At 49.4% G+C, this 13,921-nt stretch carries 12 protein-coding genes; 1 reads left to right on the top strand and 11 read right to left on the bottom strand.

Features of this window, described 5'->3' with window-relative positions; translation table 11 throughout:
• Window position 1: 1 nt before the first annotated feature.
• The 8 genes from coaBC to AC3WQ3_RS04130 form a co-directional block, all read right to left on the bottom strand.
• Complete coding sequence (gene coaBC, locus AC3WQ3_RS04165; RefSeq protein WP_492471516.1) at window positions 2-1,237, bottom strand: bifunctional phosphopantothenoylcysteine decarboxylase/phosphopantothenate--cysteine ligase CoaBC; 1,236 nt, start codon at window positions 1,235-1,237, stop codon at window positions 2-4.
• 120 nt (window positions 1,238-1,357) lie between these two features.
• Complete coding sequence (gene rpoZ, locus AC3WQ3_RS04160) at window positions 1,358-1,573, bottom strand: DNA-directed RNA polymerase subunit omega (RefSeq protein WP_095290265.1); 216 nt, start codon at window positions 1,571-1,573, stop codon at window positions 1,358-1,360.
• Window positions 1,574-1,729: 156 nt separating this feature from the next.
• A complete protein-coding gene (gene gmk / locus AC3WQ3_RS04155; RefSeq protein ID WP_090901057.1) occupies window positions 1,730-2,302 on the bottom strand; it encodes a guanylate kinase in 573 nt (190 codons plus the stop codon).
• A 13-nt stretch (window positions 2,303-2,315) separates the two neighbouring features.
• Entirely contained in the window at window positions 2,316-2,576 is a 261-nt protein-coding gene (remA, locus tag AC3WQ3_RS04150) for an extracellular matrix/biofilm regulator RemA (protein WP_006209218.1), read from the bottom strand.
• 51 nt (window positions 2,577-2,627) lie between these two features.
• Complete coding sequence (locus AC3WQ3_RS04145; RefSeq protein ID WP_336780638.1) at window positions 2,628-3,527, bottom strand: YicC/YloC family endoribonuclease; 900 nt, start codon at window positions 3,525-3,527, stop codon at window positions 2,628-2,630.
• 19 nt (window positions 3,528-3,546) lie between these two features.
• On the bottom strand, window positions 3,547-5,436 hold the full coding sequence (locus AC3WQ3_RS04140; RefSeq protein ID WP_492471515.1) for a bifunctional homocysteine S-methyltransferase/methylenetetrahydrofolate reductase: 1,890 nt from the start codon (window positions 5,434-5,436) through the stop codon (window positions 3,547-3,549).
• Window positions 5,437-5,573: 137 nt separating this feature from the next.
• Entirely contained in the window at window positions 5,574-6,407 is an 834-nt protein-coding gene (gene dapF, locus AC3WQ3_RS04135) for a diaminopimelate epimerase (RefSeq protein ID WP_492471514.1), read from the bottom strand.
• Window positions 6,408-6,556: 149 nt separating this feature from the next.
• Window positions 6,557-9,370 (bottom strand): calcium-translocating P-type ATPase, SERCA-type, encoded by a 2,814-nt coding sequence (locus AC3WQ3_RS04130; protein WP_492471513.1) that lies wholly within the window; start codon window positions 9,368-9,370, stop codon window positions 6,557-6,559.
• Window positions 9,371-9,692: 322 nt separating this feature from the next.
• Here AC3WQ3_RS04130 and AC3WQ3_RS04125 point away from each other — a divergent pair, with 322 nt between their 5' ends.
• Complete coding sequence (locus AC3WQ3_RS04125) at window positions 9,693-11,438, top strand: Rqc2 family fibronectin-binding protein (protein ID WP_492471512.1); 1,746 nt, start codon at window positions 9,693-9,695, stop codon at window positions 11,436-11,438.
• Window positions 11,439-11,518: 80 nt separating this feature from the next.
• Here the strand turns inward: AC3WQ3_RS04125 and AC3WQ3_RS04120 are convergent, their stop codons facing one another.
• The 3 genes from AC3WQ3_RS04120 to AC3WQ3_RS04110 form a co-directional block, all read right to left on the bottom strand.
• On the bottom strand, window positions 11,519-12,382 hold the full coding sequence (locus AC3WQ3_RS04120) for a PHP domain-containing protein (protein ID WP_336780633.1): 864 nt from the start codon (window positions 12,380-12,382) through the stop codon (window positions 11,519-11,521).
• Window positions 12,383-12,418: 36 nt separating this feature from the next.
• The gene (locus tag AC3WQ3_RS04115) at window positions 12,419-13,348 is read right to left on the bottom strand and encodes a selenium metabolism-associated LysR family transcriptional regulator (RefSeq protein ID WP_492471511.1); all 930 of its coding nucleotides are present in this window, start codon (window positions 13,346-13,348) and stop codon (window positions 12,419-12,421) included.
• Between the two features lie 134 nt (window positions 13,349-13,482).
• Complete coding sequence (locus AC3WQ3_RS04110; RefSeq protein ID WP_095290252.1) at window positions 13,483-13,920, bottom strand: hypothetical protein; 438 nt, start codon at window positions 13,918-13,920, stop codon at window positions 13,483-13,485.
• Between the last annotated feature and the right edge of the window lies 1 nt (window position 13,921).

The raw sequence follows: 13,921 nt of genomic DNA, 5'->3' as shown, positions 1-13,921 counted from the left end.
TTTAATTCCTCCCGGCAATGCGCTCCGCCGCAATCGCAAGCAATCGGTGAGCTATGTCCTCCTTAGACATCACCTGAAGCTCTTCCACCAACCCTTCACGGTCATATATATGAACCGCATTGGTATCTGCTCCAAATCCGATACCCGGACGGGCAACGTCATTGGCTACGATCAGATCACAGTTTTTCCGTTCCAGCTTCTCCCTTGCGTACATCTCTACAGAATGGGTCTCTGCGGCAAAACCAATTAGAAATTGATGATTCTTTTGCTTCCCTAATGTTTCAAGAATATCTATATTTTTAACAAGTTCCAGCGATAGCGTATCGCCTTTCTTTTTTATTTTCTCCTCATGTACTTCCTTGGGACGGTAATCGGCAACTGCCGCAGCCTTAACGACAATATCAGCATGTTCCCAGTGACTCGAGACCGCTTCGTACATATCCTGGGCAGACTGCACCCGAATCACTTCCACATTTGTTGGCGGCTGAACTTGTGTACTGCCCATAACGAGCGTAACCTCTGCTCCCAAATCACGTGCTGCTGCAGCTATAGCAAATCCCATTTTGCCGGATGAGTCATTGGTAATATATCTGACAGGATCAATACGCTCGATCGTCCCTCCGGCCGTCACGACCACTTTTTTGCCTTTTAACAAGGGGGACTGTTGTTTCAAGCCCTGTTTGGCTGCTGCCTGATCTTCAAAAAAACGTTCAACCACCTCAACAATTGTCTCCGGCTCTTCCAATCGCCCTTTACCCACGTATCCGCATGCGAGCTGTCCTTCACTTGGTTCAATCATCAGTGTTCCTCGCTCGGAAAGCAGACGCATATTGTGCTGGACAGCTGGGTGATCATACATATGAACATTCATGGCAGGTGCGATCATTACCGGAGCGGTCGTTGCCAGCAGTGTTGTGGAGAGCATGTCATCAGCCATGCCATGTGCCATTTTGGCAATAACATTGGCTGTTGCCGGAGCAACCAGAACCAAATCGGCCATATCGGCCAAATGAATATGTGATACAACCGATGGCTCACGCTCATCAAATGTATCACTGTAGACTACATTTCGGGTCAACGTTTGCAGCGTTAATTCGGTAATAAACTGTTTGGCAGAGTCCGTCATAATGACGTGAACGTCCGCCCCTTTTTGCACCAGTCTACTGCATAATGTAGCCGCCTTGTATGCGGCTATGCCGCCAGTCACGCCAAGTACGATTTTTTTACCGTTCAACATGGTTATTTCCCCCGATATATACGACGTATAAACGATGAATAGAGAAAAAAATAACAACCTCGCGGTTGTCAAATAAGTCCGGCTTGCGCCGTATGCAGTTGAAGAGCAGCCGCAGGCGGCTTACTCTTCTTCCTCTTCGTCCTGTCCTTTGATGACAACGAGATGATCACCATAAATTTCTTCGAGTGCAACGCCAACCTGTTTATGGGATCTCGCATTTCTCAGATCCGTTTTTTCGCCTTCACGAAGCTGTCTGGCCCGGCGGGAAGCAGCAACAACAAGAGAATACTTGCTGTCGACTTTGTTCATCATTTCATCAATAGAAGGATACAGCATGTTTACAAAACACCTCTTTGCATTAGTATAATCCCTTTGACCCGCCCAACAGAATGCAACCATTCAGTCGTTCACATGAACCGAACTTCGTCTGACCATCTATAGATATATGTCAGCAGTTCTCCGAATAATTGCATCCTGCGGCAGCCAAAAAAATTATTTATTGATCTTACAATGTTCGGCGATAATAATGCTTTCTATTCGTTTGCACGCCAAATCAATCTCGTCATTAACGACTGCGTAATCGTACTGCTCCAGCAGACTAATCTCATCCACGGCTACGGACATCCGGTGATCAATGGTTGCCTGACTCTCCGTACCGCGTCCCTGGATGCGATCTTTGAGCTCGTCCAATGAAGGAGGCAGCAGAAATACAAAAATCCCTTCCGGGAACTTCTCTTTTACTTTTAACGCGCCTTGAACTTCAATCTCAAGAATGATGTCGCGGCCTTCGTTAATCGTTTTCTCCACAAAGTCACGTGGTGTTCCGTAATAGTTACCTACATATTCTGCATGCTCCAGCAGCTGGTCTTCAGCAATCATGTTCAGGAACTCTTCATGACTTCTGAAGAAGTAGTTCACACCATGCTCTTCACCCAGACGAGGCTGGCGAGTCGTTGCAGACACAGAATAGATCAACTCCGGCACACGTTTGCGCAAAGCGCTGCATACTGTACCCTTCCCGACCCCAGATGGGCCGGACAACACTATCAGTAATCCCTTAGACATATTACACTCCATTTTATTCGTCGTTGTCATCATCTTTCGAAGAAAGACGATGGGCGACCGTCTCAGGCTGAACCGCCGACAGAATGACATGATCGCTATCCGTAATAATCACGGCACGAGTACGTCTTCCGTACGTTGCGTCTATCAGCATATGACGATCTCTTGCCTCTTGTATAATTCTCTTGATCGGCGCCGATTCCGGACTTACGATGGATATAATCCGGTTCGCCGATACGATGTTACCGAATCCAATGTTAATGAGTTTGATTGCCATAATCAGGTTCTTCCCCCTATACATGCGACTCTCTTGCCGAAATATGGCCGTTCATTCGATATTCGCCGCCTGCTCGCGAATTTTCTCCAGCTCCGCCTTCATCTCGACAACACGGTTCACCAGAGCCAAATGGTTGGCTTTTGATCCAATCGTATTGACTTCCCGATTCATCTCTTGAATAAGAAAGTCTAACTTGCGGCCTACCGGCTCTTCACTCTTCAGCAGTTCCCTGCTCTGTCCGAAGTGGCTGAGTAGACGCGTAAGCTCCTCCTCTATGTTAGAACGATCGGCAAACACAGCAATTTCCATACCCAATTTATGCTCGTCAAAAGGGAAAGAGCCTTCCTCCTGCATTTCCGTAAGCCTTTGTCTTAACTTGTTGCGGTAATCTGATACCACAGTAGGTGCAAGAGCAAGCATCTCGGTATGCAGCGACTCCAGACGACTAATCCGCCGTTCCAGATCACTGGCCAGATGAAGACCCTCACGCGCGCGCATTTGCTCCAGACTGGACAAGGCCTCTTCCAAGCTCTGCTGCAGCACACGCTCCCATTCGTCCTTCTCTTCCTCCGGAATTGAACTCGTTCCATCGGAATGAACCATGACATCCGGCAATGAAAGCATGTCCATAATGCTCGGTTTGCCCTGCATCCCAAAGCGGGATTCCAGCTGTTCTGCTGCCTGCAGATAGGCCCTGACTGCCTGCTCATTAAGCACGGCAGGAAGAGCCTGATCTTCATCTTTTTCTTTCATTACATAAACATCAATCCGCCCTCGCTTCAGCCGGCTCTGTACTCTTTTCCTCAATCCGTCTTCATAACATGTCCATTCTTTTGGCATGCGCATCATCACTTCACAGTAACGATGATTGACGGATTTGATCTCCAATTGTACCTTGAAGCCTCCAAAATGAAAGGCAGATTGACCGTATCCGGTCATACTGAATGACATCGGCATCACATCCGTTACACTATTGTAATTGATTATTAGGGTTGAAACAAGTAGGACATTGGTGCTCGGACTTCTCCCATACATATTGGGTCAGTTCGGCAGTCATGCCGTAGAACATAAACGGAGTCATCAGGTAGATCCCCTTGAAATGGGCTGCTGCCACATCCAATAGCTCTTTGGCAATTTTTACGCCCATTGCCCGTCCTTCTTCTCCTTCGAGACCAGCCATGCGAGAACGAACTTCATCCGACAGCTGAATGCCTGGAACTTCGTTGTGCAGGTATTCTGCATTTCGTCCACTTGCCAGCGGCATTACACCAACGAAAATAGGCACTTCCAAATGTTTGGTCGCCTCATGCATGGCTACGATCAATTGCGGGTCATAGACAGGCTGAGTCATAATGTAATCGGCTCCGGAGGCAATCTTTTTCTCCAGCCTCTGAACCGCCTTATCCAGATGTTTCACATTCGGGTTAAACGCTGCTCCGATGACAAAACCTGCCTTCTGTTTAAGCGGTTTGCCGGAGAACGCTACACCGTCGTTCAATTGCTTGATCATACGTATAATTTCAAATGAAGTCAGATCGTATACGGAACTGGATCCGGGAAGATCACCGAAACGCGCTGGATCACCTGTAACCGCAAGCACGTGGTTGATACCGAGAGCATCAAAACCCATCATGTGTGACTGGGTCCCAATAAGATTTCGGTCACGGCAAGCAATATGTACAAGCGGACGTAAGCCCGTACGATCCTGAACGAGATGTCCCAGAGCCATATTACTCATGCGGGTTACCGCCAAAGAGTTGTCAGCCAGTGTCAGCGCATCCGCACCAGCGGCTTTCAGTGTTTCGGCACCTTTCATGAATTTGGCAATATCCAGGTCACGAGGCGGGTCGAGTTCAACGATAACGGTGTGGCGCTGTTTGACCAGATCCACAATGGTCGGCTGTCCACCACGGCCGGACCGTTCATCCACATTTTCATGCAGTACGATACGCGGTTTTGCTTCTGTTGGGTCAGGCAGGACGATGGGTGCTGCAGTGTATTCGGAAAGAGCCTGTGCGATTGCCGCAATATGATCAGGCGTTGTACCGCAGCATCCACCGATAATACGGGCGCCCAGATCGGCGAATTGCACCGCGGTCTGCCCGAAATATTCCGGTGTGGCACCATAACGGAACTGGCCATCGACGTAGTCTGCCGCCCCCGCGTTAGGGTAAACAGACATCGGAACTCCGATTCGCCCGGATACGGTTTCCATGGCACGCATAATTCCGTTTGGACCAGAACGGCAGTTAAACCCAATCACATCCGCACCCTGCTCACGCATGATCCGGAACGCTTCCGGCATCGTGTATCCATCCAGCGTATGTCCAATATCCTCAACTGCAAACTGCCCAATCACCGGCAGATCACTCAGCTTGCGAGCCTGCAGCAGGGCGATATCCATCTCTTCGATATCATAGAAGGTTTCAAGCAGAATCCCGTCAACCCCTTCTTCAAGCAGGGCAAAAATCTGCTGTTCGTAAAAACGCTTCAGTTCGCTTGTCGATACATTGGTCCGCTTGCCTCCACGAATGGAACCCACGGCCCCTAGGACGTATCCGTTTGAACCGGCGACCTCCTTGGCAATGCGTGCACCCGCACGATTGACTTCCGTCACCTTCGATTCCAGTCCGAACTTGGACAATTTGTCATAGTTGGCAGAGTACGTATTGGTCTCAAATATTTCAGTACCCGCTTCCAAATAACGACGATGCACATCTGCTACCACTTCAGGTGAGACCAAATTTAATTCTTCGTATGAAATTCCAACCGGGAAACCCATTTGGTACAGATATGTTCCCATCGCCCCATCTCCAATGAGAACTCGTTCCTGCAAGACACTCCGCAAATCCGCCTTCATCCCTTTTCCCCCCGCCTAGCTGATCATTTCATACTAATGTAACACAAAAGCCGATCAATAACGTAGAAAAACACAGGTTTTCCATGAAATTCAGTCAAAAAAAGAGGCCCGAAGGCCTCTTGGCTTAATCTGTCATCTTATGAAGTGACTCCCTTGAAAACAACCTCTGCCGGTCCGGTCATATACACATGATTGTCAGCTTCGTTCCACTCAATATGCAAGTCCCCGCCTTTGAGGCTAATAACTGCTGTACGATCCGTATGTCCGTTCAATACGGAGGACACAAGCGTTGCACAAGCTCCGGTCCCACAAGCCAGGGTTGGACCCGCACCGCGTTCCCATACACGCATATCGACGAATCCGCGATCACGCACAGTGGCAAACTCAACATTGATCTTTTTCGGGAACATCGGATGAACTTCCAGCACCGGCCCCCAAGTCGAGAGATCAAAGTTCACTGCATCATCTACATAAATGACAGCGTGGGGATTTCCCATCGAAACTGCCGTGAATTTGAACGCCTGTCCGTTCACTTCAATAGAATGATCCACTACAGGATTAGCATCTACCGTTGTCGGAACCTGAAGCCCGTCCAAAATAGGCTCGCCCATATCTACACGAACGGTTGCCACCTTGCCGTTAAGTACATTAAGGATTACCGGCTGCACACCAGCGCCGATGGTTTCAATTGTGATGTGCTCCGATGTTACATGACCATGGTCATAAACATACTTCGCTACACAGCGAATCGCGTTGCCGCATTGTTCCGCTTCCGAACCATCAGAGTTCATGATGCGCATCTGAAAATCCGCCTTCTCCGAAGGCAGTATATAAACGAGTCCATCCGCACCGATGCCGAAGAAACGGTTGCACCATTTCACAGCAAGCTCTGCTGCATCAGCCGGAAGCTGTTTTTCTCCAAATACAACGATAAAGTCGTTGCCAAGTCCGTGCATTTTTGTAAATTCCATATCCTTGCCCACTCCTTTTGGCAGTCTGCTGCCAAAGCGTTATTCTTGCCTGTTTACACAAAAAAGCTATCCTGCAAAATGTCGAAGGCTTTCGCCCCGAATCATTTTGAGGATAGCATAACGAAAACGATAAGGAAATGCTATTGATTTTATGCCGAAAACTTTGTACTTTTCGGTACGAAGCTTCCAGGACCCATCCGGCGACGGTTACGACGGCCACCCCAGACACTGCCTGCCCCCATCAGGAACGTTGGGATACCTGCGGCAACAATGGAAATGGCCCATTCACGCATGCCGAGCGGTACGGTTTTGAAGATCGGCTGCAGCGGTTCTACGTACATCACAACCAGCATCAGCACGACGGACGAGATCACTGCAAGAACCAGATATTTGTTCTGGAGCGGATTCCGGTGGAAAATGGAGCGCGAACTCCGGCAGTCAAATACATGAATAAGCTGAGCCAGTACAAGTGTTGCAAAAGCCACGGACTGTGCCTTGATAAGCTGACCCGGTTGATCCGGAGCTGCTTGAAGAGTAAGCCAGAACGCACCTAATGTACATAATCCAATCAATACACCGCGGCTGATGATTTTCCACCCAAGTCTCCGGGCAAAAATATTTTCCTTGGCGCCGCGTGGCTTGTGCTCCATCAGGTCTTTCTCCGGCTGATCCACACCCAGTGCCATGGCCGGCAGGCCATCTGTCACGAGGTTCACCCACAGAATCTGGATGGGCACGAGCGGCAGCGGCAGTCCCATCATCATCGCGAAGAACATCGTCAAAATCTCGCCCACGTTGGAAGCAAGCAAGTACCGAATAAACTTCCGAATATTCTCATATATATTACGCCCTTCTTCAATCGCGGCTACAATAGTAGAAAAATTATCATCACTGAGAATTAAGGCAGATGCCTCTTTCGTCACATCCGTACCTGTAATTCCCATCGCAATCCCGATGTCCGCCGCTTTGATCGCTGGTGCGTCGTTGACACCGTCCCCTGTCATCGCTACGACATGGCCTTTACGCTGCAGGGACTTTACAATCCGGAGCTTGTGCTCAGGTGACACCCGGGAGAAGACATAGATGCCTTCCACCTGTTTATCCAGCTCATCGTCCGTCAATCCTGCAAGCTGCTGCCCGCTTAACGAACCTCCGCCCCGCGGAAGAATGCCCAGCTGCTGGGCTATCGCCTCAGCAGTAGTCCCGTGGTCACCCGTAATCATGACCGTCCGGATACCTGCTCTACGGCAAGTTGCAATCGCATCTCTGACTTCTCTCCGAGGCGGATCAATCATGCCTGCAAGTCCAACGAATACAAGCTGATTCTCGGCAGCCTGTTCGTCATCCACTTTTTCCTCAGGGCGTACTTCACGATAAGCCATCCCCAAGACACGCAGGGCTGCTCCGGCCATCTTCTCGTTTGCAGCCATCACTTTCTGTCTCAACGTTCCGGTGAAGGGCACAACTTTGCCTTCCCATAAAATATAGCTGCATTGTCCGATCAACACATCAGGGGCACCCTTGGTGTAGACCATGCGGCCTCCCTGATGCTGGATAAGGACAGACATTCGTTTGCGGTCCGAATCGAACGGGAACTCCTGTTGACGTACATATAACTCTTTGAGACCGGCAGGAGTAAGACCCATTTTGGAAGCCAGGGTGACGAGCGCTCCTTCGGTTGGATCGCCTTTCAGCTCCCATACGACGCCATCCTCCTTGATCGCCTCCTTCTTGCCATCCTTACCCTTTTTCTTATTGCGTTCTTCCGAAAAACTTTCCACAATACTCGCATTGTTACATAACGCACTGATCTGAAGCAGTCTTCGCAGCGTCTGATCACTCTTCAGCTCCACCGTATGGCCGTCTTCCAGCATCTGTCCTTCCGGTGCATACCCGTCCCCGGTGACTTGGATACTGCGACCTTCCAGCCATACATCGGTCACTGTCATCTTGTTCTGGGTTAATGTCCCTGTCTTGTCCGAGCAGATCACGGAGGCACAACCAAGTGTCTCGACAGAAGGTAATTTTCGCACAATGGCTTTGCGCTTAATCATTCGCTGCACACCCAGCGCAAGTGCAATCGTGACGATCGCCGGCAAACCTTCAGGTATGGCAGCCACCGCCAGACTGACACCAGCAAGGAACATCCCAATCGCCGGTTGTCCATGCAAAATACCAGCTACAACAACCATCACGGTAAGTCCCAGTGCGACAAAAATGAGTATTTTGCCCAGTTGCTCCAAACGATGCTGAAGCGGCGTCTCCTGTTCCTCTGTATTTTGGATAAGATCGGCAATTTTGCCCATCTCGGTATCCATGCCTGTCCGAATGACAACGCCCCTGGCCGTCCCGCGGGTAACCATGGTGCCCATAAATCCAATGTTTTTCTGATCGCCGAGCGGTACGGCATCGTCTGCAATGGGGTTGCAGTGCTTGCTTACCGGAACCGATTCTCCAGTGAGTGCCGATTCCTCCACATCCAGACTGTTCGTTTCCAGCCATCTTACATCAGCCGGGATGCGATCTCCACTCTCGACAAGGATGATATCTCCAGGCACCAGCTGTTTGGCAGCAAGCTGCACTTCCTGACCGGCCCGAACAACTTTGGCAAGAGGTGCGGACAGCTGCTTCAATGCGCGGAGGGAACGCTCAGCCCGAAATTCCTGTACGAAGCCCAGAATGGCATTTAACACAATAATCGCCACAATGGTAACGGCATCCAAATATTCTCCGAGCAATCCGGACACCAGTGTCGCCCCCATCAAAACGAGCACCATAAAGTCCTTAAATTGGTTAAGCAGCAGTGTAATTGGGGATATACGTTTTCCTTCACTCAGCTCATTTGAACCGGCGACCTTCCTCTTCTGCGCAACAGCTTCATCCGTCAATCCTTCCTCCAGACTGACGTCAAGCGTGCTGCGAAGCTCTTCTACGCTTAGTTGATGCCACTTGGTCTGTTCCATGCTTCAAGGTTCCCCTCCCAGTCTATATTTCCTGTAAAAGACGTTCATACAGCTGCTCGTGATCGCTAACAGGCAGCTGTATGTCACGCCGGACAAACTACCTGCTCTATATGTATTCGGACAGGACCCCAATTAGCACCCGGATGGTGAATCCTTTCCCTGATGGACAGAATAGGCTAAAATAAAAGTCTGCGGTCATAACGCAGTAAAAGCCGAGTTATCTTATGCAAGAAGGCAAGTGACAAACGAACTGCAACCGGTTCTGATTTCTACATATTCCAGTTGTGTGTTTCAGTTATAGATAGAGAGGAAGTTGAAAAATATGGCATTGGACGGCATTGTTACACGAGCCATCGTACACGAACTGCAGGGCTGCAAAGGCGGCCGCATTAGCAAAATTCATCAGCCTAACGGCCATGATGTCGTACTGACCCTTCGTGCACAACGCGGGAACAGCAAATTGCTGATATCGGCCAGTCCGACGTATCCCCGTGTGCACTTTACGGAGAAGACATTCTTAAACCCTACAGAAGCACCAATGTTCTGCATGCTGCTGCGCAAGCACTGCGAGGGAGCCATTATAGAAGAGATTCGTCAGATCGGCATGGAACGGATCATCCACATCGACGTTCGTCAACGCGACGAACTCGGTGACGTATCCGTAAAACGAATCATCATTGAGCTCATGGGGCGTCACAGCAATATCGTATTGCTCGACCCAGTTACGGGAACGATTTTGGACGGTATACATCACGTTACCCCTTCCATCAGCAGCTATCGGGTCATCATGCCCGGCTTTTCCTACACTGCTCCGCCAGAACAGCACAAAGTCAATCCGCTGGAAGTGAACAGCGCTGCATTCCTCAAGGGTTACTCTGAAACGGAAGAAGAGGCTGCCCGCTGGCTTGTGGATTCATTCAGCGGCCTGAGTCCGCTGATCGCAGGCGAGATTACTGCTCGTGCCTCTAATCGTGACAATGGAGACGCGTCGGCCGAGGCGAACACCCTCTGGAATGCCTTTGATTCTGTGATGGAACCTGTGAGAGAGAATAACTACACCCCTATCACAGGACTGAATGCCAAAGGGAAAATGATCTTCTCAGCTGTCCGTCTTCAGAGTATTCAGGATGCGGAGAAGACCTACGACACGATGAGCAAATGCATGGAGGATTATTACGGGGATAAAGCCGAGCGGGATACGGTAAAGCAAAAGGTAAGTGATCTGCTGCGTTTTCTGCAAAACGAACGAAGCAAAAACGTCAAAAAACTCGATAATCTGAACAAGGATCTGGTCGAAGCCGATGACGCGGAAAAATACAGATTATGGGGTGAATTGTTATTTGCTTCTCTTCACCAGATTAGCAAGGGAGACAAAAGCGTTGAGCTTGTAAACTTCTATGATGAAGATCAGGCAACCATTACCATCGCACTCGATCCCCTGCTTACACCATCGGACAATGCGCAGCGTTACTTCAAGCGGTACAACAAATATAAGAACAGTCTGGCTGTCATTCATGAGCAGCTTGGCAAAACCAAGGACGAGATCGTCTACCTGGACAACCTGCTGCAGCAGCTGTCCATCGCCTCCATGAACGATATTGAAGAGATCCGTGAAGAACTGGTTCAGCAGGGATATCTTCGCGACCGCAACAAAAAAGGCAAGAAGAAAAAGAAAAACGATCGTCCAACCGTACATCAGTTTACCTCGACTGAGGGGATTGATATTCTGGTAGGCAAAAACAACTTGCAGAATGAATATGTCACTAACCGTCTGGCGTCGGCCAATGATACATGGCTGCACACCAAAGACATCCCGGGTTCACACGTTGTCATTCGCAGCACGGACTTCGGGGAAGCTACGCTGGAGGAAGCAGCACAGCTCGCAGCTTATTTCAGTCAGGCCAAGGAATCAAGCAGTGTTCCTGTGGACTATACCTTTATTCGTCACGTACGGAAACCAAGCGGTGCCAAGCCAGGTTTCGTCATCTACGATCATCAAAAAACACTATTTGTGACGCCCAATGAAGAGTTGGTCAAAAGCCTGCCATCCTCCATCAAAAACGGATAGGCCGCTGGTGCAACCATAAACAAAATGACACTAAAAGGCCCAGAACAGAGAATATCGTGTTCTGGGCTTTTCAATTTGTGTTATAGTTGGCGGTTTGCCGCTGTCCGCAGTTGTTCAAGCACATCCAATGCTACCGTCTTGCTCCCCAGATCCCCGTGAAAAACAACCCCCTGTCTCACACCGTGGTAATCTGAGCCACCTGTCACAATTAAATCAAATTCATGTGCCAATGCGGCATACCTGTGTTCCTCTTCAGGGCCATGGTCGGAATGAAATACTTCAATTCCGTCTGGACGGGACTGCTCAATGATCCGGCGAACCAGTTCATCATCTCCATAGAGACCCGGATGTGCAATAACTGCGGCTCCCCCTGCCTCTCTAATCCACTGACAGGCATCTTCAGGAGCGACACGTGGAACCGATACGAAGCCTGGCTTACCTTCCGCCAGATATCGATCAAAAGCATCCCTCATATCGACAGCATAGCCTTTGCTGACCAGGACATCAGCCATGTGCGGTCTGCCAATGCTCTCATCCGGCTCCAGAGGACGTCCCAGCCCCTCAATAACTTCCTCCCAGCTGATATCAAGACCAAGCTCCTGCAGTTTGGCAATAATGCGATGATTGCGTTCCTCCCGTGCATCACGAAGTCCATGCAGCCGCTCCAGCAAGAGTTCATCCTTTATATTCATATAATAACCCAGCACATGGATGTCTTTGCCTCCAGCGCGGGTACTGATCTCAACGCCGGCTACAACCTCGATACCACATTCCAGGCCTGTCTGCTGTGCCTCTGCCACACCTGCTACTGTATCATGATCCGTGATTGCAACGGCTGACAGTCCCTTTTGTTTGGCCAGCCTTACATTTTCGGCAGGTGACTGCATACCATCCGAAGCCTGACTATGCGTATGAAGATCACAGCGTCCGTTAGGTTGATCCATTAACAACATCTCCTTGCTACATGGTTGTGTTCACGATTACTTAATTCCTTTATCCATCATTTCTTCCGCTCCTGTGTTCTCCTGCTGTCTCAAGTAGTTCAAGAAAGCTACTGCAGATAGAGGGAGCAGGGAAGACTTCAAATGAATGGCATAGAATTGTCGTTTGAATGCAAGTCCGCGGATCTCAACAATATGCACGAGACCAAGTGCTAATTCATGCTGAACGGATGAAGGAGATAGCATGGTAATACCCACACCAGCTTCAACCGCCGATTTCACTGCACCCGTACTTCCAAGCTCCATCACGACATTCATGTCCTGCGGGTCAATGTTTTTCTTCTGCAGCTGGTCTTCCATGACCTGTCTTGTACCGGAGCCCTTCTCCCGCAGTACAAACGGATATACCATAACCTCTTCCAGCTCCACTTCCCCGCGATCGGCGAGCGCGTGACCTGCCGGAACAATCAGCTTCAATTCGTCCTGCATCACCGGTTCCACAATCATGTCGGGATGATGGATCGGGGCTTCGATCAGACCAAAGTTCAACTGGTGTTTCAAAATATCGTCCATAATTTGCGTTGTATTCATCACTTTCATTACGATCGAGATATCGGGATATTGCCTTGCAAAGGGACCAAGCATCCTCGGTAAAACATATTCGCCAATGGTCAAACTGGCACCGAGCTGTAATCTCCCCTGAAGCATCTGCGTGAATGCCGACATAGCTTCATCGGTCTGCCTGACCAGTTCCACGCTCCGCTTGGCATGCGGCAGCAGGGTTCGCCCAGCTTCGGATAATTCTATCTTCTTGGTTGAACGGTGCAGCAGCTTGGTGCCAAAATAGTCCTCCAGTGATTGAATCTGCATCGTCACTGCAGGCTGAGTCATATGTAAGGCTTGCGCAGCTGCTGAAAAACTCCCCTTTTCCGCCACGGTGTAAAAAATATGCAACTGATGAAAATTCATATCTTCGCCCCTCTTCTGTACACTTACTTCATTGTAGCCGATTTCTTGAATTCCAACAAAAAAAGCATGCAGCTTGTCTGCATGCGATGTAGCTTGAATATATCATGGCTAAAATCTTAAATGTTTCTTCTGAATTACCTATGCTTCCGACTGTTCTTCACCAGAGTCATTCGTCTGGAATGCCTCAACCAGGAATAATACGATTTCAGGTCACGGAGCTCAATGGTCTCTGACATTCGCCCCAAAAAGGTAACTACAATCATCTTGTGAAGAGGATTGCCGGCGATGTCATATTCACCTTCAAGCTCGGAAAATTCCGCAACCACTACCACATCCTCGTCGATGAGGTAGACGTCCTGCTCATTACGGTAGTATGGCGTAATACGGTCCTGCTTCAGACACTCCCATAACCAAGCCGCAATATGGTCATCATCATTACGTGTGGGCTCAATACGGTCTGCATACCGCATTTTGGCATGATGGGTAATGACGATGTCAGCCACTTTTTTGTCTCCAAGAGCTACGAAAAACGGCTCGTAGGTGCTCCAACGTTGCATCACCTTATCACGCATG

Source organism: Paenibacillus sp. FW104-T2 (assembly GCF_058789975.1).
This window is presented reverse-complemented; position numbering and strand designations above follow the sequence as displayed.